This is a genomic window from Pseudomonas sp. CBZ-4, from assembly GCF_000346755.1.
Taxonomy (GTDB): domain Bacteria; phylum Pseudomonadota; class Gammaproteobacteria; order Pseudomonadales; family Pseudomonadaceae; genus Aquipseudomonas.
The window spans coordinates 1-19,881 of sequence record NZ_ANNV01000172.1 but is presented as its reverse complement, the minus strand read 5'-3'; the positions used below and the strand labels follow the sequence as shown (position 1 = coordinate 19,881).

Sequence of the window (19,881 nt, the reverse complement as noted above, 5' to 3'; positions counted from 1 at the left end):
ATTGGCTTCCCCCGTCGTCGTTCAGGTCACAGTTTCAGGAACAGCTTCTCGTCCAGTGGTGGCTTGATTTTCGCACGCAAGATGCTGTCGATGCGCTTGTCATCCTTCCCCGCCTGGGTCACCAGGTCCTTTTGCGTGAGGTAGCGTTGCTCGGGCAGCTTCAGGTGGGCTGCGCTGTAGTCTGCGCGTGGGGTGTCCTGTGTCGGGTAATGGAAGTGCGCATACCAAAGAACGCCCGGGCCGTTTTTCTCGCGCACAGCGTACTCGGTGAGAAAATCCTTGCCCTTGAGCGGCTTGTCCCGGGCAACCAGGCCGATATCGACACGCCCGTGCGTCCATAGGTATTCGATGTTTTCCGGACGCGGGGCCTGGCGAAGGTAGCCGTCGCAGCGATGCATGATCGCGCGTTGGCGCATGTCGTTGGCGGCGTTGCGCCACAGGGCCAGCAGCGGGGCCGTTTCACTGTTGTCCTGATGGCTCGCCTCAGCCTGCTGGGCGAGGCGATCCAGGTTCCGGGCCTGGTTTTCCAGCATGTCGCTCCAGTCGCTGGGGCTCACGCTTTCCCGGCGGGTTGGGTCATCCAGCTTCTTTTTCTGGTATTGGATGCTGCGTTCGATCTCGGCCTGTCCATCCATCAGCTTGCGCGCGTCGTTGGCGTAGCTTGCCAGTGGCTTTAGGAGCGGAGCCGGCGCAGGCTTGACCGGGTCATTGCGGATTATCTGTACCCACTCGCCTTCGCTGGTGTGCCAGCTGTAGCTGGTAACCGGCAGACCGGTCTGCGGGTTGAGCACATCGATAATCTGAATGTCCTGGCCTGGCGCTGCCGCACGCAGCGTACCGACCAGGGTTTGCTTGTCGCGGGTCTTGAAGACTTGTTTATTCTGCGCCTTGTGCGGACGGTCCTTGCGCCGTTTCACGATGGGGGAGAGGTGTTGCTCTTCGCGAACAAGGTCGGCCAGTTCAGCCTGCGCCTGGGTAATCACCTGACGAAGGGCCTCGGCGAAACGCTCGCTGTAGACCGGCCTGAGCCGTTTCGAACCCATCTCCTGCAACGCCTGGAAGTTGTTCAGCTCACCCTTGTATTGGTCAATCAGGCTGCCAAGTACGGCAATGCGTTCTTCCGCGGTATAGCCCTCATGCTCTTGCAGTTCGATGTGGGAGGTTGCGATGGTATTGAGGTCGGCTCGGTTGAAGCGATCAATCAGGAACGCTTCTTGCGGTGACTCGATATCGGTGCTGCGGTCAATGCTTAACTCGCGCAGGGTGCTCATGCGTTCCAGGCGGGCAAACAACGCCTGATTGATCGGTGGTTGATCGTTTGCCCTGATAAACGCAGCGGCCTGTTTTTTGCCATGGGGCGAGTCACTCTTCCACTCATCCAGCAGTTGGGCATAGGTGTCTGACAGGCGTATGAGATGCTCGATATTTTCGACGCGGTCACTCAGGCTTTGGATCAACTGCGTATAGGCCCCAGGTGCGTTGATACGGGTTCTTTCGATAAGGTCGTTCAGGGGCTCACCGGTACTGGCATGGGAAAATTCTTCGCCGATGTACAGGTAGTCGGTGTTGAGCGAACGCAGGGTTTCGGCGATTTCCTGATACGCCTCGGAACGTTTTTCCTTGAAGATGTTGAAATCCATGGCAGGGGTTTCGGGGGTCAGCGCCTGGATTGCGTTTTTGCGCAAGTGGGTGAGCTTGTCGATCTGTTGTTCGTAAAGGGTGAAGCGGGTGCGTTGTAACGCCAGTAGCTGCCGGTTGCGGGCCAGTTCTGCCTGATATCGATCGTTGAATTCAGCGCCACGCTCGCTGTTGCTGGCCAGGCCCCACAGGGTTTGCAGTGTCTTGTTGGACTGGTGCAGTGAACGTTCGGTCTCGACCAGGTGCCTGTCGGCAACTTCCGTGGCAATGGCCACGGGCTGCGCCGCGATCAATTCATCTGCGTACTTGGCGAGCATGGCTTTGGTGACTTCGACATTCTTGTCCACTGTGGCCTTCATGCGGGCACCGGAACGGGGCATGCCGCCTTTGAGTTTCGGGCGTGTATCAAATTGCCAGTGGCCTTGAGTATCGGCTTTCAGCGGTGGCCCTGTGCGGGCCTTGTCCTGCTCATCGATGACAAACAGTCCATCCAGGTCCCTCGCCACCCGGTACCAGTGGTTGTCGATGCGTGCGTGCAGTTTGCTCTCAATGGAATACAGGCCTTTCAGCGGGCCGCTGGCGATGGGCGTTGCATGCCCGGCAGGGGTGGGCACGCTGAAGCTTTGAATATGCGCACGCTGCGCGGGTGTGAGCGCGCCGGCGCTGGAAAAGGCGAAATCGAAAGGCGTTGAAACAGCGTCCAAGGCCGTGCCGACAGCGGCCTGATGGATTGTCGCGGGGTGGCCGGTGCTGGCTTCGCCACCGCGACGCAGGGGCACGTTGACTTCTGGGCGGTCGGCAAAGGGAATACTGCCCAATGGACGCGGCTTGACCGCGTTTGCCGTGGTATGGCTCAACAACGTACCCACATTTACCAGCAAATCCACCATGGCGGCTGTGGGGTCGGGGTTGGCGGTCTCACTGGCCTGCTGGATATCGTTCTCCACGCTGGCCAGTTGCACCAGCCAACCGGCCATGGCGCCGGGGCCCTGCAATACCGGCAACAGCGTATTGAACAGTAACCAGCCGAGTTCCTTGTGGGACGCCCAGCGGCTTTCGGCATCGGACGTCGATTGGTCCTTGGCGAGGTTGACCAGGCTATGGGCATTGGCATTGAACAGGTGCTTCATCAGGTCGCCGCGGTCCACGTCGCGAGCCAGCGTGGCGGCCGCGTCATAGCCATCGACGGCCAGGGTGGTCGGCCCCGGTGTGGCGGGGGCATCGAATTCGTTGAACACACTGTAGTGGGCGATGTGTGGCGTGTGAAAACCGCCATTGCCATACACCGCACGGGTCTTGGCGTCCGGCAACCAGGCCAGGATGCTTTGCTGCAACGGGCCGGGTTGCTGGATCGCACTCAGCAAGGCCGCGCGGCTGGCGAACTCTTGCAATGGCGGCGAGAGCTGCGGGCGGTAGAGGATGTGCGGGCCTTTTTCGACGTTTTTCGGCTCGATCAGAAACATGTTCTCGACCACATCCGGCGTTGCCCCGGGTTTGCGCAGGAACGCCAGCGGGCGCACGGTGAGGTCCAAGCCATCGACCTGACGGCTGCCGGCGCCGGGGCGGGTCACCGCTTCGACAAACTGTACGCCTTGCGCCGTCAGGCCGGCCTGGCCCTTGAGTTTGAGTTCGCTGGCCTGCATGGCGAGCTGGATGGGCACCTGCTCGGCGAACAACGCCAGGCGCTCCCTGGACTGCGCGCTGTCACCCGCCAAATGCTGTTCCAGCAAGGCGGGGTAGTACTTGCCGATATCGACCTCACTGATCAGGTCCTTGAGGTCCTGGGCCAGTGTGGGGTCATTGACCGGCTGGCCGCGCAGGCGAATCTCCATCTGGCCCTTGGGCAGTCCGGCGAGGTTTTCCAGGGCCATCTGTACCAGGCTCATCTTCACTGGCTCGATGTAGCCACTCCCCAGGGTGCCCACCGCTACCTTGAAGGTGATCTCCAGGTCCTTGGCCTTATAGCCCTTGGCTGCCAGGCGGGCGTCGAGTTGTTGTTCGGCATAGGTGCGGATGTCCGGTATGTCCGTAAGAAACGTACGCCCGTGATTGCGCTGCACACTGCTGGCCAGTGCCAGGGTGTGGCGCCGGTAGGCAAAGCGCTCGGCTTCGCTGGCTTGGGTGAGCCAGGCCGGCATGTTGCGGGCCATGTACTCAAGCGTGGTGGCGGCCGGGCTCAGGGCGCCGATGAATGACGGGGCCGTGGCGCTGGCTTGGGCGAACAGTTGCTCCAGCGCTTCGACGCTGGCGTTGGCGGGCAGTTGTATGGCCTCCAGGTTTTGCAATTGCCCGTTGAGAACGAGGGCAGCCTGGGTTGCAAACACCGGGCCGGTGAGTTCCACGCGCTTCCAGTCCAGCCGGTCGAACACGAACTGTTCGCTGAGCTGGCGTTGCCATGCGGTGGCAAAGGCCTCGAGGGAATCGTAGGGCGTCACCACGCCGGCGGCCGAGGTGTGAAGCACGATCTGGCGGCCATCGACTTCGCGGGTGATCAGCAGGTCTGGGCTGAGCACCCGGGAATGGCTATCGCCCTTGCTCAGGCTCGACTCCAGCGCATACACCCTGGCTGCCGAGGTGCCGAGGGCGTGTGCACGCTCCGCGGCGTCGGGATAGCGCGTGACCTGGTCGAGCGTCTGGCGTTGCAGGTCATTCAGGCCCGGTTGCTGGAGACCGGCGATGCGCAGTGTGTCGTGCAGGGTGTCGCCGAGCCATGACCAGTGGCTGGTGCGCGCGTCGCTGGGTGTTGGGGTAAAGGCGTCCTGGTCCCAATAGGCCGTCAGCGCTTCGGCAAAGGCGGCCTTCAGATAGGGGCGCAGGGTCCGGATGGCCAGTTCAACCGCTTGCATGTCCAGGGGCAGTGTCGGCTGGCTCGCGCCATCCTTCACGCTGAGGAAGTTGTAGTGGGTGGTGTCGAGCCACTTGCAGGGTTCGCCGAATCGGTCGGAAAAATCCAGCTCGGTGCCCGATGCCAGGTGCTCAAGGGTCAGGTCCAGCAGCGGCGTCAGCGCATATTGCGAAGCACCGGCCCGGGTTGGCACGGCGAGGGAGGTGTTGGCGACATCGATGTTCAAGCTGGGGTGTTGGGCCTTGAGCGCCTCGGTCAGGAGCCCGGCAACCACCGAACGCACGCTCGGACGGCTGGCGAAATGCGCGGCCACGCGGGTTTCCAGGGCGGCGGCGCCTGGCTGGGGCGACGCATGCCACTGGCGCTGGAGGCCCGTGGGTGAAGGGTTCGAACGAGATGCAGGCGAGCGCAGCGGTGGGGGTGCCTCGTCGCCGCGCGTTGCGGTGGGCGGCGGTGACTGCACGGGCAGGGAGACGGTGTAAGTGTTGGGCGTGTTTCTTACCGATAGCATGCAAGCGCTTCCTTTGCTTGTGGGACAAAACGTACGCGGGGAAAAATACCTGCCCGCTTGCCTGTCGATGTCGGCAATGCGTTATCAACTGTTTCGCGCTGCGTTGGTCATTGCGTCGCACGCCTTGATCTGCGCGGGGTCAGCCTGTCTGTTTCGGCGTGTTTGTCGCTGCCCGCCCATCGAAAGCGGCGCTCCACCGCCGTTGCTGGGCTATCATTGGCGCTTTCCCGTAGATGATTGACTGCCATGACTGCCAACACCCTGACCACCGTCCTTGTCACCAGTGACATGCTTGAAATCGATGGCCTGCACGCGTTTGACTTCAGCCTCGATGCCCAGAAGTTGCTGATCACCGCCATGGACGGCCGTGCTGAAAAACGCTGGAGTTTCAGCCTGGAACAGGTGCAGGCCGCGACGTTTGACGACGCCCTGCAAAGCTGGACCCTCGTCGGCGATTCGGGCGAACACCGCCTGATCTGCCTGAGCGCGTTCACCGGCAACAATGAAGACGAGGACGACACCGATGATGTTGCGTAAATTCTGGCCCCTGCTGATGGCGGGCAGTGTGGGTGCGATGTCGGTGCAGGCCGCGCCGGCCGAGACCTATGAGCTGTTGGTGGGCAGCTACACCGCTGGCACCAGCGAAGGCATCTACCGCTTGCAGTTCGACAGCCGCACCGGCAAGTTCCAAGGCCAGCCTGTCTTGGCCGCCAAGGCCGCCAACCCGTCCTGGATGACCGTTTCCAAGGATCAGCAGCATCTGTTTGTAGTGAATGAGAACGGTCCGGGCCAGAAAGATCCGGTCGGGCGTGTCAGCAGCTACAGCATTGCCCCCGGCGATCATCAACTGACCTTGATCAACCAGGTACAAAGCCTGGGCAACGAACCGACTCACTCCAGCCTGTCTGCCGATGGCCGTTATCTGTTGGTCGCCAACTATTCGGTCCTGGAAGATCCGGGCGGTAGCCTGGCGATCCTGCCGGTGGATGCCAGTGACAAGCTGTCACCTCCGGTGCAGTTGAGCGGGCACCCGGCCAGCCGCGTGAACCCGGAGCGCCAGGCGTCCAACCATGTGCATTCGGTGGTGTCGTCGCCGGATGGCAAGTACGTGTTTGTGCAGGACCTGGGCGCGGACAAGGTGTTTGCCTACCACTACGCCCCCGAGGCCAACCACGAGTTGCCACTGACCCCGGCCAACCCGGCGTCGGTGCAATTGCCACCGGGTAGCGGCCCACGGCATTTGCTGTTCAGCGCCGATGGCAAGCACGCCTGGCTGACCACCGAGATGAGCGCCCAGGTTGCGGTGTTCGATTACCACGACGGCAAGCTCAGCCAGACCCAACTGGTAGACTTCGCCGCCGGCCAGCCGGTGTCGGACAAGGCCGGCGCGGCGCTGCATGCGTCCAGCGACGGCAAGTTCCTGTATGTGAGCAACCGTGGCACGGCGAACCAGTTGCTGGTGTTCAGCATTGATCCCGCCACCGCGCACCTCAAGGAGCTGCAGCGCCGCTCCGTAGAGGGCGACCATCCGCGGGAGTTCAGCCTGGACCCGAGCGGCAAGTTCTTGCTGATCGCCAACCAGAAAAGCAACGAAATCGTGGTGGTCGAACGCGACCCCAAGACCGGCCTGCTCGGCAAAACCGTGCAAAAAATGCCGATCGATGCGCCCAGTGATTTGAAATTCCTGGTGCGTCAATAAGCCACAGGCCCCGCACTGCGGGGCCTGAGCCATTCTATTAATTGCAGTGATAACGGCTACTGTTTCAAAGCATTTCTAAGGTTCAACCCTCGGGCGTAAGTTTGGTTCCAAGGCCTTCCCGGCCACTCAACCAAACGAACACAAGGGTTACCGCCATGAACTTCAATCTCTTCTCGATCATCGCTGCTTCCGCCGTATCCGCCACCGTAGCCCTGCCGGCTGCCGCCAGCGTGGAGCTCACCGGCAAGAAATCCAGCACCAGCGCCTACACCCAGAAATACCTGCAACAGAGCGCCAACTTCTATGCCGCCCTGGATCACAAAGCCCAGCACTGATCTAGAAACCAATGAGATCAAATGTGGGAGCGGGCTTGCCTGCGATGCAGGCACCTCGGTCTGTCAGAAATACCGAGTTGATGCAATCGCAGCGATGCGGCGACCCGACAAGCCAGCTCCCACAGGAGTATTTCCACAGTTGGATAGTGTTGCGTTCAAGCCTTTGCCATGACTGCGACAAAGAGCGGCGAATCCAGAAAACGCTGTAACCAACCCTGCAACCGTTTATACGATGTACCGGCAAACCACACTCGATCCACATGGGCAAACTGGCGCACAAACGGCGCCAGTGCAGCATCCGCCAGGGTCAGGTGGTTGGCCAGCAGGTAGTCCCGCTCGGCCAGCAACCCCTCCAATTTCTGCAAGAACACCTCGCCCTCGGCCCGATAATGTTCCATCGACTGTTCCGGGTAGCGCTCGGCGTACTTGTATCGATTCAAGTGATACTTGAAGCCCTGGTCGTTCTCTGCGATCAACCCCAGGACTGCCGGATCACCCTGCAGCAACCAGTTGTCAGGATCATGCTGGGCCAGCGCCCATTGCATGATCTCCAGGCTCTCTTCAATCACCCGTCCATCAACGCTGAGCACCGGCACCGTGCCCTTGGGCGATAGCGCGAGCATCTCGGCCGGCTTGGCCTTGAGGCTGACCTCGACGATACGCACCGGCACGCCGGCGTAGCGCAACGCCAGCCGTGCGCGCATCGCGTAGGGGCAGCGGCGGAACGAATACAGCAGCGTTTCGCTCATTTGACCTCCAGGGTGCTCAAGCCGTTGCCTTGGCGCTTGACCTGGATCTGCACCGGGATGCGTTCGTGCATTTCCTGCACGTGGGAGATCACCGCCACCTTGCGCCCCTGGGCCTGCAAGCCGTCCAGTGCGTCCATGGCCAGTTGCAGGGATTCGGGATCGAGGCTGCCGAAACCTTCGTCGATAAACAGCGACTCGATCTTCAAGGTACTCGACGCCATGGACGCCAGGCCCAAGGCCAGTGCCAACGACACGAGGAAGGTCTCGCCGCCAGACAGCGAATGCACCGAGCGCAGTTCATCGCCCATCTCCGTGTCCAGCACCAGCAGGCCCAGCATGCTGCCGCCGCGCTTGAGGCGGTAGCGGCGCACCAGTTGGCGCAGTTGCACGTTGGCGTGGTGCACCAGCAGGTCGAGGTTGTAGGCCTGGGCGATCTTGCGGAACTTGTCGCCGCTGGCCGAACCGATCAACGCTTCAAGACGCGCCCAGCGCTGCCATTCTTCATAGGCTTTGGCGGTGGTGAGTGCCAGGGTGTGGTTGGCGTCCTGGCGACGCTGGTCTTCGGACTGACGCGCGCGCAGTTCGGCGACAGCTTTCTCGCCATCGGCCAAATGCTGGTTCAACGCGGCCAGGGTATCGGCCAAAGCCTCGGCGTCGAGGTGGCCGTTGTGCAAGGCCTGGTGCTGGGCCAGCAGGTGTTCGCGTTCTTGCAGCAGGACCTGGGCTTGTTCGACGGCTTTTTCGCTGTGCTGCAACTGCTGGCGCAGCGCACTGACCTGCGCCTCATCGAAGGCCAGCAGGCGGTTGAGGCCGCTGTCGTCCAACTCGGGATGCAGGGCGCGCCATTCGCTGATGCGGGTGTCGAGGTGCTGTTGCTCGGCTTGCAGCGCGGTTTGGCGTTCCTGTTGGGCCTTGAGGTCGGCGGCCAGTTGCACCAAGCCATTGCGGGTGTCCTGCAATTGCTGGCTGGCATCGGCCTCGCTTTGGCGCGACTGGGTCACGGCCAGCTCCAGTTGCTGCTGCCAGTGTTCGGCGCTGGTGTGTTCGCCAAGCAGGGCGCTGAGGGTTGCCTGTGCAGCCTGTTGCTGGGTGGCCAGTTCGCTGACCTGCACCAGCAAGCCATCCAGTTGCTGCTGGCGATGTTGCTGGTGGGTCTGTTGTTTCTCGATGGCCTGTTGGCGTTCCTGTTGTTCGGCCAGTTCATCGCGCTGGTGGCCCAGTTGCTCAAGACGCTGGCTGACCTGTTGGTCCAGTTGCATGAAGGTGGCCGCAGGCTCCTTGCGCAAGCCGTCCAGGGTATCGGCGGGCAACAGGCTGGCGAAGGCGTTGAGTTCTTCGTCGAGGCGCTCGCGGTCGCTGGACAACTCCCGTTGCTGGTCCACCAGCAATTGCCGGGCCTGCTGGCTGGCGTCCTGGGCGGCTTGCAGTTGTTGCTGCAAGCGCCCGGCGTTTTGTTGCAGGTTGAGCAGGGCGCCTTGGCGGTGTTCATCCTGGGTGATGCTTTGGGTCAGTTGGCCGAGTTGCTGGGCCAGCCAGTCGCTGCGCTTGGCCTGCTCCTGATTGAACAACGAAGCGGATAACGGGTGCGCGTCCAGGCTGGGCGCCAGGGCTTGCTGTTGCGTAGCCAGGTGCTCCTGCTGTTGCAGGAATTCTTTCTGCTGGGCGATCAAGCCGCCGACTTCGCCGCGCAGCTCGTTGAGTTTTTCCTTGAGGGTGTCGACGGCTTTCTGCGCCGCCGCCTCTTCGTTGTCGTCATGGCGGCCGAGGCTTTGCAGCAGGGCTTCGGGCTGGTGATACGGATGTTCATGGCTGCCGCACACCGGGCAGGGCTGGTCATCCTGCAACCGCTCGCGCAACTCCTCGACACTGGCGCTGCGGGCCAGGCGTTGGCGTTCCAGCAATTGCCTGGTCACCGCCAGGGTTTGTTCGGCAACGGTCAGTTCAGCCTTGGTTTGCAAGCCCGCTTGGTTCAGTTGTTCACGTTGCAGTTGCGCATCGGCCAGTTTTTGCGTGAGTGCGGTCGACTGTTGATCCAGCTGCCGCTGGCTGTCCCATAGGCGCGCAAGGTCCTCAAAGGCCCGTTGTTGCTTGCGATTGTCTTGCAGCAGACTGGCCAGCAGCTGAATCTGTTCGGCCACCGCATGGGGTTCGGCGCCGGCTTCCTGGTACAGCAGGTCGAGGGCTTCGCGCTGCCGGGTGAAGCGTTCGGCGGCGGTGGTGGCGCGCTCTTCCAGCTGGGGCAGCTCGGCCTGGCCTTTGTTCAGGCGATTGCCGATCAGCATCAGGTGTTGCAGACGCTCGCGGTAAACCGTCCAGGCATCGCTCAACGGCGCCAGGGCACTGCTGCGCTCAAGACCTGCGGCCAAGCGTTGCAGGCGTTCGGCAACCTGGCTTTGTTTCTCCAGCAAGCCGTTGAGCAGGGCCTGCCCTTCGGTGCAGGCGTGCTCGTGTTGCAATTGGTCCTCGGTGCGTTTGGCCAGGTCCCTGGTCAAGTGGGCGAGGGTGCTTTGTGCTTCGAATGCCTGGCGCAGCAAGGGCACGGCGTCGCCCTGGTTGTTCAGGGCGTCGGCCAGGGCGGTGTGCGCGGTTGCCTGCTGTTGCCGGGCCTGTTCCTGGCGGGTGTTCAGCGCCGCTTGCTGTTCGATGTGTTGCTGAATCTGCGTGGCCAACGGCGCCAACGCCTGGCTGAGTTCCGCCTGGCGAGCGAAGTGATGGCGTTGTGGTGCCAGCTGGTCCAGGCGGCTGAGGTCCTGGCGTTGCGGGCCGTGGTTTTCCCAGTCGGCCTGGGCGCGCTGGAGCTGTTCGGTAGCGCTGAGCTGGCGTTCCTGCCATTCGCGCAGTTCCTTGAGCCAGGCTTGCTGCGCCTCAAGTTGCTTGAGCTGGGCCTGCTGGGTCTTGAACTGTTGCTGGGCCTCATTGAACTGTTGATCCAGCTCCGCACGGGCTTCGGGGGCCAGGGGCACCACGCCGGTGGCCTGGTCTTGCAGCTGCCGGTGGGCGTCCTTGGCGTCCTTGGCCTTGTCGAACGCACGGCGGCCGAGCTGGGTGTACAGCGCGGTATCGGTGAGTTTTTCCAGCAGCTCGCTGCGTTCGTTGTCGTTGGCCTTGAGGAAGGCACTGAATTCGCTCTGGGCCAGCAATACGGCGCGGGTGAACTGTTCGAAGTTCAGGCCCAGGGCCAGTTCCAACTGGGTCTTGTATTCGGTTTTCTGGCTGGCGAGCAGTTGGTCGCTGTCCAGGTCGATCAGGCTTTGGCGGCTGTTCTGCAGCTTGCCGCTGGCCTTGTCGCGGGCGCGATTGGCTTCCCAGCGCGCACGGTAGCGGCGGCCGTTGACGCCGACGAAATCCACTTCGGCATAACCGCCACCGGTGCCCCGTCGCAGCAGGGTGCGCGGGTCGCCGATGGAAATGTCGCTGTCGGCATCGGGCATCTTCGCCTGGCCGGTGTCGCCCAGGCGCGGCACGGCGCCAAACAACGCCAGGCACAGCGCATCGAGCAGGGTGCTTTTACCAGCGCCGGTCGGCCCGGTGATGGCGAACAAGCCGGCACTGGCCAGCGGTTCGGCGGTAAAGTCGATTTCAAACGGGCCGGCCAGGGAGGCCAGGTTTTTCAGGCGGATGGCGAGGATTTTCATGCTTGTTCCTCCGCGTGTTGCACTTCGTGGAGCAGCACGGCGAAGTCCTTCAGGGTCTGTTCATCCACGTCACTGCCGTAACTGTCCTGCCAGGCGCGGCTGAACAGTTCCTGGGGGGTGAGTTGGTCGAGTTCGATCAGGCGCGCTTCGCCTTCTTCCTCGCGCGCGCCGTTGCCGGCGTATTCGGCGGCGATGCGCACCAGGCGCACGGCCTTGCCTTGCAGGGCGGTTTCGATTTGCTGGCGCAGGTCCGGCTGGGGCTCGTCGAGGCGCACGCGCACTTCCAGCCAGGGGTGGCGCTGGGTTTCGGCGAGCAGGTCGATGTCGGGCAGCTCGGCCAATGTCTTGAGGATATCCGCCAGAGGCGCAGCTTCCAGGCGTTGCAGGTCGACCGAGCGGGGGATCAGCAGCGGTTCGACGCTCACCAGGGCTTGACCCTGGAAGGTCACGTCGAGGATCTGGTGCTTGTAGCCGATTTCGGAAAACGACAGCGGAATCGGCGAGCCGCTGTAGCGAATGCGTTCCTCACCGTTGACCTTTTGCGGCTTGTGCAAATGGCCGAGGGCAACGTAGCCGACACTTCTATCGAACAGGTTGGCCGGCAGTGCCTCGGCGTTGCCGATGATCAGGCTGCGCTCGGAGTCCTCCGACACCGAACCACCGGCCATGTGCGCGTGGCTAATGGCGATCAGCGCCTGGCCCTTCTTGCGCTTGGCATTCGCAGCGGCGATTAACCACTCATGTACCTGGCCGATACCACGCAGGTAATCGTCACCCAAGTGTGCCCCGGTGACTTCTGCCGGGCGCAGGAACGGCAGCGCCAGGCACCAGGCGGCGATCTTGCCCTTGGCATCCGGCAACGGGATCAGCAGGCGCTCGGCATCCAGTTGACCGTCATCCAGCCACAACACGCGACCGAGGGCATGGGTGCGCAGGCGCCGCATCAACGGCGCGGGCAATTCGATGCGCGAGCCGGAGTCGTGGTTGCCGGCGATCATCACGATGGTGAGGTTGGGGTTTTGTTCGTGGGCGCTGATGATGAAGTCATACAGCCGTTCCTGGGCCTTGAGCGGCGGGTTGACGGTGTCGAAGATATCACCGGCGATCAGCAGCGCGTCCGGGCGCTGGGTCTTCAGTTGGCCCAGCAGCCAGTCGAGGAAACAGGCGTGTTCGTAATCGCGTTCCTGGCCATGCAGGTTTTGCCCAAGGTGCCAGTCGGAGGTGTGGAACAGACGCAAGGCAAACTCCCTGGAGAAGATGAAAAGGAGGGGAGTTTACCTGTATTGCGCACACATCGCCCCCTGTGGGAGCTGGCTTGTGTGGGAGCTGGCTTGCCTGCGATGCAGGCGCCTCGGTTTGTCAGAGATACCGAGGTGATGCGATCGCAGGCAAGCCAGCTCCCACAGGGTTTAGCGGTTACTTGGGGTAGAGCGGTGGCAGGCTGGTGGTGTCGGTGGTGGGGTCGGCTTCGCGTTCGGCCATTGGGATGGCTTTTACCGCGCGCCACAGCTCTTCACCCAGCCAGTACTGGCCGCTTTCGCTGTAGAGCGCGCCGTTCAGGCCGTCCAATGCGTCGGACAGCGGGATAAACCGCGCGGCCATCTCGGCCAGGGTTTCCGGTTGCTGCCGCGCCCAGGCGTCGAGGGCCTGGCGGGTGGCCTGGGGGTCGTTGGCCTGGGTGGCGCGCTTGAGGTCGTCAAGCAGGGTGCGCGGGCTCGGGCCGGTTTGTGCGGCGCGCAGTACGGCCGGTTGCCGGCGCGCACGCCACCAGAGGCCAAAGCCCAGCAAGGTGGTGCAGGCCAGGATCAGCGTGCTCAGTTGCCACAACCACAGGCGGCTGTCGTCCGGCGCAGTGATGACGGTGGGCGTGGCAGGTGTATCCACCACCAGGCTTGGGTTATTGGCCACTTGCAGGGTGCGTGCCGGCAGGCTGGTGCGCTCAAGGTGGTCTTCGTGGGTGTTCCACCACACCACTTCCACCGCAGGCAGTTCCAGTGGGCCGACGCGGTTGGGCACCAGGGCTTCGCGGTCTTCGCGGCTGCCGATCAGGCCACGGTCATTGGTCTGGTTGGCGAGCACCGGTTGGTCCGGGTAGCGGCGCAGGCCGCTGATCTCGCTGCTGGGCAGGGCCGGGAGCTGCGCGCTGGACAGGCCTTCGGCCTTGACCGTGAGGCTGCGGGTCAGTGAGTCGCCGATCTGCACATGCTCCGGCTCGGGGTTCCAGCTTTCGTCGAGGGTCAGGCTGCGCGCGGGCAGCCACGGTGTGTCGGCGGGGTATAGCTCCGGCTTGGGCTTGACCGTCAGTGGCAGCGGCGCCGAGCTGACGTGGATCAACTTGCCGGGCTTGGTGCCTTGCAGGGTGTTTTCCTGGGGCGGGCGTGATTCGACCAAGGTGGCGCTGAAGGTCTGCGCCGGAATATCCAGTACGCCGCTGTGTTGCGGGTAGATCGCGTAGCGGGTCTCGATCACGCCGTGGCGGATGCTGTTGATGACTTTTTCGTAGGTGCGCGACTCGCCCAGTTGCTCGACCCGGGCGTCGGCAATGCGCAATGGGGTGAGGCTGCTGTCGTCATACAGCGACACCGAGTGGTACACGCGCACCGTCAGCAGGGCCTGGGCCTGCACATACACGCTGCTCTGGTCGAGGTTGGCTTCGACAAACACCGGCGCCAGTTCGGCGTTGGTGTTCTGGCTGGCGGTCTCCACCACTTGCAGGCTGATGGGTTGGGTCGAGTACTCGCCCACTTGCAGCGGCGGGATCACCACGGTGCCGTTTTCCTTGGGCAGCAGGGTGATGATCCAGCGCGTGGTCGCGTGGTTGTCACCGCCGAGGGTGGTGAGTTGGTTGAGCTGGCGGGTGCCGCTGACTTCGAACTGCGCCTCCAGGGGCGACAGGTCGGGTTTGCCGAACTGGGTGACGTCGCTGGATTCCACCGTCAGTTCCACCGTTTCCCCAGAGTTGAGGCGGCTGCGGTCAACGCTGGCGACCAGGTTCGCCGCCTGGGCGTGGCCTGCCGATAACGCGAGCAGAAGCAGTAGGGTGGGGCGGCGGCTCATCGAGTCTTGTCCTGATGTTGTTGCTGTTCGTACCAGAATTTGCGGCGCAGCAGTTCGCCGGGGTTGTCGGGGATCTCCCGCAACCATTGTTCCAGGGCCTGGCGGTGTTCACCGTCGAGGCTGGCGTCGTTGGGGCGCAGCGGCGGGGTGGTGGTTTGCTCATCCCCCAATTCGCTGCCCGGGACTTCGTTGCCACCGGGGTGGGGCGTGGCGCCGGTCTGGGTATCGCCGGTGCCGGCTTCGCCCTGGCCTTGGGACGATTGCTCGCCACCCGTGGCGTTTTGCCCGCTGGCGCCCGGTTGCGCAGTTTGGCCGGGTTGGGTGGTTTCGTCATCTTCGTTCTTTGCCGGTTTTTCAGGTTCCGGCTGCGTTTGCTCCTGCATCAGGATTTCCAGCAGGGCTTTGTTTTTCAGCGCCGGCTGCAGGTCGGGCTGGGCTTCCAGAGCCTGTTCGTAGGCGTCGATGGCGGCTTCCAGTTCACCGGACCTGGCCAGCGCATTGCCTCGATTGTAGTGGGCGTAGGCGTCATTGCCTTCGGCAAAGCGTTTGATCGCTTCGGCGTAGTTGCCGGCTTCGTACAGCGCCACGCCTTGCCATTGCGGGTCTTGAAAGTGTTCGGCGGCTTCGGCGGGGCGTTTTTGCTTGAGCAGGTACTGGCCTTGCTGGTCGGGGCGCAGCCACAGGTCCTGCCACTCGAAGGCATAGCTGGGTTGTGGCGCGACCAGGAGCAACAGCGGCAGGCAGAACAACCAGCCGCGCCGCCCGGCACAGGCGGCCAGCAGCAGCAAGGGCAGCAGCAGCCAGTAACCCTGGTCGGCCCAGGTGTCGAGGTGCAGGCGCTGGCCGTCGTCGCGCAGGGCTTGCGGCGGGTCGAGCACGCCGAGCTGGCGCAGGTCCTTGTCATCCAGGCGCGCGGCACGGTAGCGGCCGCCCATTTCGTTGGCGAAGGCCTTGAGGGTCGGGCTGTCGAGGCGCGGCACGAGGATCGCGCCCTGTTCGTCCTTGAGGAATTCGCCGCTTTCCTGGGTCACGGGCGTGCCTTCGCGGCTGCCGATGCCGAGGATCGACAGGCTCGGCGATTGCGCGCTTTGCAGCAGCAGGCGAATGCCCTGGCGCTCCTGTTTGGACAGCGACGAGCCGATCAGCAGCAGGCGTCCCTGGCCGAGGCCGCCACGCTTGAGCAGGTCCAGGGCTTTTTCCACCGCCAGGTCGGCACGATGGCCGGGCTCGGGCATGATCGACGGGCGCAGGGCTTCCAGCAGGTTGCGGCTGGTGGCCAGGTCGTCCGACAGCGGCACCAGCGTGTGGGCGCTGCCGGCATACACGACGATGGCGGTTTGCGCGTCGCTGCGCGCCTGCAACAAGTCGTAGAGCTTGCGCCGCGCCTGTTCCAGGCGGTTGGGCGGGCTGTCGGTGGCGAGCATTTCCGGGGTCAGTTCCAGCAACACCACCAACGGGTCGGACGGTTTTTGACTGGACTGTTCAACCCGCTGCCAGCTCGGCCCCAGCAGTGCCAACACGGCCAGCAGCCAGGCGATGCCCAGCACTACCCACGGCGATTTGCTTTCGCGGCCGTTGCCACCACTGAGCAACACGGCATGGAAGGCCGGCGGCAGGATCATCTGCCAGCGCCCGGCGCGTTTCTGCCGATGCCACAGTTGCCACAGCAGCCAGCCGAGCAACGGCAGCAGCAACAGCCACCAGGGGCGGAACCAATGCGGCCACAGGTCGATCATCGCCGCCTCCGCAAACGCAGGCGTTGCAGGCGCTTGCGCCATTCGGGGTGCTGTTGCAGGAAGATCCCCTTGCTCGAAAGTTTGTTGAACAGCCGTTGCAGGGCGTTGTTCGGCCAGCGCTCCTGGACCACCAGCAACAGGCTCAGGATCAGCGCCAGGGCCAGCGGGCCGCTGTACAGCGCCTGCGCCGGTCGGGCCTGGGTCGGTTGTTGTTCGACCGGCTCGAGCTGGTCGAGGGTGTCCTTGATGGTTTGCAGTTCTTCGCCGTCGCGGGCACGGAAGTACTGGCCGCCGGTGGCCTGGGCGATGGCCTTGAGCGCCGGCTCGTCGAGGTCCAGGCTCGGGTTGACGCCAAGGATGCCCAGGGAACCGGTTTGCTCGGGGTCGGCGCCAATGCCGATGGGGTAGATCTTTACGCCTTCTTCGGCGGCCAGGCGCGCGGCGGTGAGCGGGTCGATCTGCCCGGCGTTGTTGGCGCCGTCGGTCACCAGAATCAGTACGCGGCTTTGTGCCGGGCGCTGGCGCAAGCGTTTGAGGGCCAGGCCGATGGCGTCGCCGATGGCGGTGTTTTTGCCGGCTATGCCGATGCGCGCTTCATCCAGCCAGGTGCGCACGGTGCGGCGGTCGAAGGTCAGCGGCGCTTGCAGGTAGGCCTGGCTGCCGAAGAGGATCAGGCCGACGCGGTCGCCTTCGCGCTCCTCAAGGAAGTCGCCGAGCAAGTGTTTGACCAGGCTCAGGCGGCTGATGTCGTCGTCCTGCCAGTGCATGTCGGGGAAATCCATGGAGCCGGACACGTCCACCGCCACCAGCAGGTCGCGGCCGCTGGCGGCAATCGGCAGCGGTTCGCCGAGCCATTCCGGGCGCGCGGCGGCGGTCAGCAACAACAGCCACAGGACCACGAACGGCGCTTGCTGGCGCCAGCCCGGCAGGTTCACGCGGGCGCGGCGACGGGCCAGGCTTTCGAGGTCGCCCAGGTAGCTGACTTTCAACGCGGGCTCGCCGCTGTCGGCCACCGGCAGCACGAGGCGCATCAGCCAGGGCAATGGCAGCAGGGCGAAGATCCACGGCCAGGCGAACTCAAACATGTTTGCGGATCCAGGTGTCGACGGCTTGGGTCAGGCCGGCGATGGCCTTGTCGTCGAGTTTGCATTCGGGTTTATAGGCGCCCTCCACCAGCACCATCCAACGGGTGAGGCCCGCGGCGGGGCAGCGGTTGTCGAGAAACGCCAGCCATTTGCGGCCGTTGAGGGTGTGGCTCTGGCTGTAGGGGTAGTCGTTGCGGCACAGGCGCTTGAGCAGGCCATTGAGTTGTTGCAGCCAGGCGCCGGCTGGGGCGCCGTCGTAGGGTTTGGGCATCAGCGCCAATTCCGCGAGGGCGGCAATGCGCAACGGGTCCAGCGGTTGTTCGGCACGGGCCACCGGGCGCCGCGCCGGCAGGAAGCGCCGCAGCGACCACAGCCCCCAGCCAAGCAGCGGGAGCAGCAGCAACAACAGCCACCAGCCCGGCGCAGGCGGCCAGAAGCCGATGGCCGGCGGGGCGATCAGCGGTTGCAGTTGGTCCAGGCTGCTCATTGCTTTTTCACCGGACGCTGCGGGTTGAGGTATTCACGCAGTTGCTCGACCATTTCGCTCTGGGTGCTCAAGGGCATCAGCAGCACCCGCAGTTTTTGCGCGAGCAATTCCCAGCGGGCGATGCGCGCTTCGGCCTGGGCTTTGTAGGCCTGGCGCAAATCGTAGTTCAGCGTATCCAGTTCAAGCAGCGCGCCGCGTTGCGCAAAACGCAGCAGCCCGGCGGCGGGCAGGGCGTGGTCCAGCGGGTCGGAGATCGGCAATAGCAGCAGGTCGCAATGGCGCGACAACAGGCTCAGTTGCTGCTCGGCGCCTTCGGTCAGGGCGCGCTCGTCGCAGATCACGATCACCAGGCTGCCGGGGCGCAAGACTTCACGGCCACGGCGCAAGGCCATGCCCAGGGCATCGGCTTCGGGGTGGCTTTCGGTGTTCAGGCTCTGGTTGACGCGCACCAGGCGGTTGAGCAGTTGCAGCAGGCTTTGCTTGCTACGGCGGGGTTTGATTTCGTAGTGCTCGTTGTCGCCAAACACCAGCCCGCCGACGCGGTCGTTATGCCCCAGCGCCGCCCAGCCGATCAGGCTCGCCGCCTGGGCGGCCAGTACCGATTTGAACATTTGCCCGGAGCCGAAAAACAGCCGGCAGCTTTGCTCGACCATGATAAAGATCGGCCGCTCGCGCTCTTCATGGAACAGCTTGGTGTGCGGCTCCTGGGTGCGTGCGGTGACGCGCCAGTCGATGGTGCGCACATCGTCGCCCGCCTGGTACACGCGCACCTGGTCGAAGTCGACGCCACGCCCGCGCAGCTTGGAGTGGTGCAGGCCGATCAGCGGGCTGCGCTGGCTGGGCGTGGAAAACAGCTGCACTTCGCGCACGCGATGGCGCATCTCGATCAATTCGCTGAGGGTGACGCGGATGCCATCGCTTGCGTTCATGGGGTTCAAGCGACGGCAACGACGTCGAGAATGCGTTGCACCACACGGTCCTGGTCAATGCCCGCGGCTTCGGCTTCGAACGACAGGATGATGCGATGGCGCAGCACGTCGAACAGCACCGCCTGGATATCTTCCGGGCTCACAAAGTCACGCCCGGCCAGCCAGGCGTGGGCGCGGGCGCAGCGGTCAAGGGCGATGGAACCGCGCGGGCTGGCGCCGTAGGCGATCCATTCGGCCATCTCCGGGTCGAACTTGGCCGGGGTGCGCGTGGCCATGACCAGTTGCACCAGGTATTCCTCCACCGCGTCGGCCATGTACAGGCCGAGGATTTCCTTGCGGGCGGCAAAGATGGCTTGCTGGCTGACCCGGCGCTCGGGCTTGGTTTCACCGTTGAGCGCTTCGCCGCGGGCCTGTTGCAGGATGCGCCGTTCGACGGCGGCGTCCGGGAAGCCGATTTTCACGTGCATCAGGAAACGGTCGAGCTGGGCTTCGGGCAGCGGGTAGGTGCCTTCCTGCTCGATCGGGTTCTGCGTGGCCATCACCAAAAACAGCGGCGACAGCTCGTAGGTGCTGCGCCCGACGCTGACCTGGCGCTCGGCCATGGCTTCGAGCAAGGCCGATTGCACCTTGGCCGGCGCGCGGTTGATTTCGTCCGCCAGCACCAGGTTGTGGAAGATCGGGCCTTGCTGGAACACGAAACTGCCGGTTTCCGGGCGATAGATCTCGGTGCCGGTGATGTCGGCGGGCAGCAGGTCGGGGGTGAACTGGATGCGATGGAACTGCGCCTCGATGCCTTCGGCCAACTCCTTGATGGCCTTGGTCTTGGCCAGGCCCGGCGCGCCTTCTACCAGCATATGGCCGTCGGCGAGCAGGGCGATCAGCAGGCGATCGATGAGTTTTTCCTGGCCGAGAATCTGCGTAGAAAGAAAGGTTCGCAGCGCGAGCAGCGCTTCACGATGTTCCATCGATGACGGTTCCTGGAGAGGTGCGCCCTGGGGTCGAGTCAGAACGCCGGGCTAGGGAGGCTTACTTTAATGCATCGCGGGGTGTGGCGACTAACGGCGCGCGGGGTATTTTTAGGAAAACTTGTAGGATTTTTGTGTGTAGGACGTAAATTCTGCTGGTGTGGCTCGGTCCCTGTGGGAGCTGGCTTGCCTGCGATAGCATCACCTCGG

At 63.7% G+C, this 19,881-nt stretch carries 13 protein-coding genes; 3 read left to right on the top strand and 10 right to left on the bottom strand.

What is annotated here, in order from left to right:
* Positions 1–26: 26 nt before the first annotated feature.
* Positions 27–4,994, bottom strand: a complete 4,968-nt coding sequence (locus tag B348_RS0127000; RefSeq protein WP_256204508.1) for a dermonecrotic toxin domain-containing protein — start codon at positions 4,992–4,994, stop codon at positions 27–29.
* Between the two features lie 246 nt (positions 4,995–5,240).
* Here B348_RS0127000 and B348_RS0126995 point away from each other — a divergent pair, with 246 nt between their 5' ends.
* The 3 genes from B348_RS0126995 to B348_RS0126985 all read left to right on the top strand — a co-directional run bounded on the left by B348_RS0126995 (position 5,241) and on the right by B348_RS0126985 (position 7,028).
* Complete coding sequence (locus tag B348_RS0126995; RefSeq protein ID WP_017739138.1) at positions 5,241–5,531, top strand: DUF5629 family protein; 291 nt, start codon at positions 5,241–5,243, stop codon at positions 5,529–5,531.
* Positions 5,518–6,693, top strand: coding sequence for a lactonase family protein (locus B348_RS0126990; protein ID WP_026137097.1), 1,176 nt, complete (start codon positions 5,518–5,520; stop codon positions 6,691–6,693). The genes B348_RS0126995 and B348_RS0126990 overlap by 14 nt, the downstream gene beginning before the upstream one ends.
* A 155-nt stretch (positions 6,694–6,848) precedes the next feature.
* Entirely contained in the window at positions 6,849–7,028 is a 180-nt protein-coding gene (locus tag B348_RS0126985; RefSeq protein ID WP_017739136.1) for a hypothetical protein, read from the top strand.
* A gap of 155 nt (positions 7,029–7,183) precedes the next feature.
* Here B348_RS0126985 and B348_RS0126980 read toward each other — a convergent pair whose 3' ends face one another.
* The 9 genes from B348_RS0126980 to B348_RS0126940 form a co-directional block, all read right to left on the bottom strand.
* Positions 7,184–7,777: a glutathione S-transferase gene (locus B348_RS0126980; protein WP_017739135.1), complete on the bottom strand. Its 594-nt coding sequence runs from the start codon at positions 7,775–7,777 to the stop codon at positions 7,184–7,186.
* Positions 7,774–11,412: an AAA family ATPase gene (locus B348_RS0126975; protein WP_017739134.1), complete on the bottom strand. Its 3,639-nt coding sequence runs from the start codon at positions 11,410–11,412 to the stop codon at positions 7,774–7,776. Before B348_RS0126975 ends, B348_RS0126980 begins: the two co-directional genes overlap by 4 nt.
* The gene (locus B348_RS0126970) at positions 11,409–12,650 is read right to left on the bottom strand and encodes an exonuclease SbcCD subunit D C-terminal domain-containing protein (protein WP_017739133.1); all 1,242 of its coding nucleotides are present in this window, start codon (positions 12,648–12,650) and stop codon (positions 11,409–11,411) included. Before B348_RS0126970 ends, B348_RS0126975 begins: the two co-directional genes overlap by 4 nt.
* A 178-nt stretch (positions 12,651–12,828) precedes the next feature.
* Positions 12,829–14,469 (bottom strand): BatD family protein, encoded by a 1,641-nt coding sequence (locus B348_RS0126965; protein ID WP_017739132.1) that lies wholly within the window; start codon positions 14,467–14,469, stop codon positions 12,829–12,831.
* The gene (locus tag B348_RS0126960) at positions 14,466–16,205 is read right to left on the bottom strand and encodes a tetratricopeptide repeat protein (RefSeq protein ID WP_017739131.1); all 1,740 of its coding nucleotides are present in this window, start codon (positions 16,203–16,205) and stop codon (positions 14,466–14,468) included. The genes B348_RS0126965 and B348_RS0126960 overlap by 4 nt, the downstream gene beginning before the upstream one ends.
* Positions 16,202–17,290, bottom strand: a complete 1,089-nt coding sequence (locus B348_RS0126955; RefSeq protein WP_017739130.1) for a VWA domain-containing protein — start codon at positions 17,288–17,290, stop codon at positions 16,202–16,204. The genes B348_RS0126960 and B348_RS0126955 overlap by 4 nt, the downstream gene beginning before the upstream one ends.
* A complete protein-coding gene (locus B348_RS0126950) occupies positions 17,283–17,777 on the bottom strand; it encodes a DUF4381 domain-containing protein (RefSeq protein ID WP_017739129.1) in 495 nt (164 codons plus the stop codon). Before B348_RS0126950 ends, B348_RS0126955 begins: the two co-directional genes overlap by 8 nt.
* On the bottom strand, positions 17,774–18,706 hold the full coding sequence (locus tag B348_RS0126945) for a DUF58 domain-containing protein (protein ID WP_017739128.1): 933 nt from the start codon (positions 18,704–18,706) through the stop codon (positions 17,774–17,776). The genes B348_RS0126950 and B348_RS0126945 overlap by 4 nt, the downstream gene beginning before the upstream one ends.
* A gap of 5 nt (positions 18,707–18,711) precedes the next feature.
* Complete coding sequence (locus B348_RS0126940; protein WP_017739127.1) at positions 18,712–19,671, bottom strand: MoxR family ATPase; 960 nt, start codon at positions 19,669–19,671, stop codon at positions 18,712–18,714.
* Positions 19,672–19,881 lie beyond the last annotated feature (210 nt).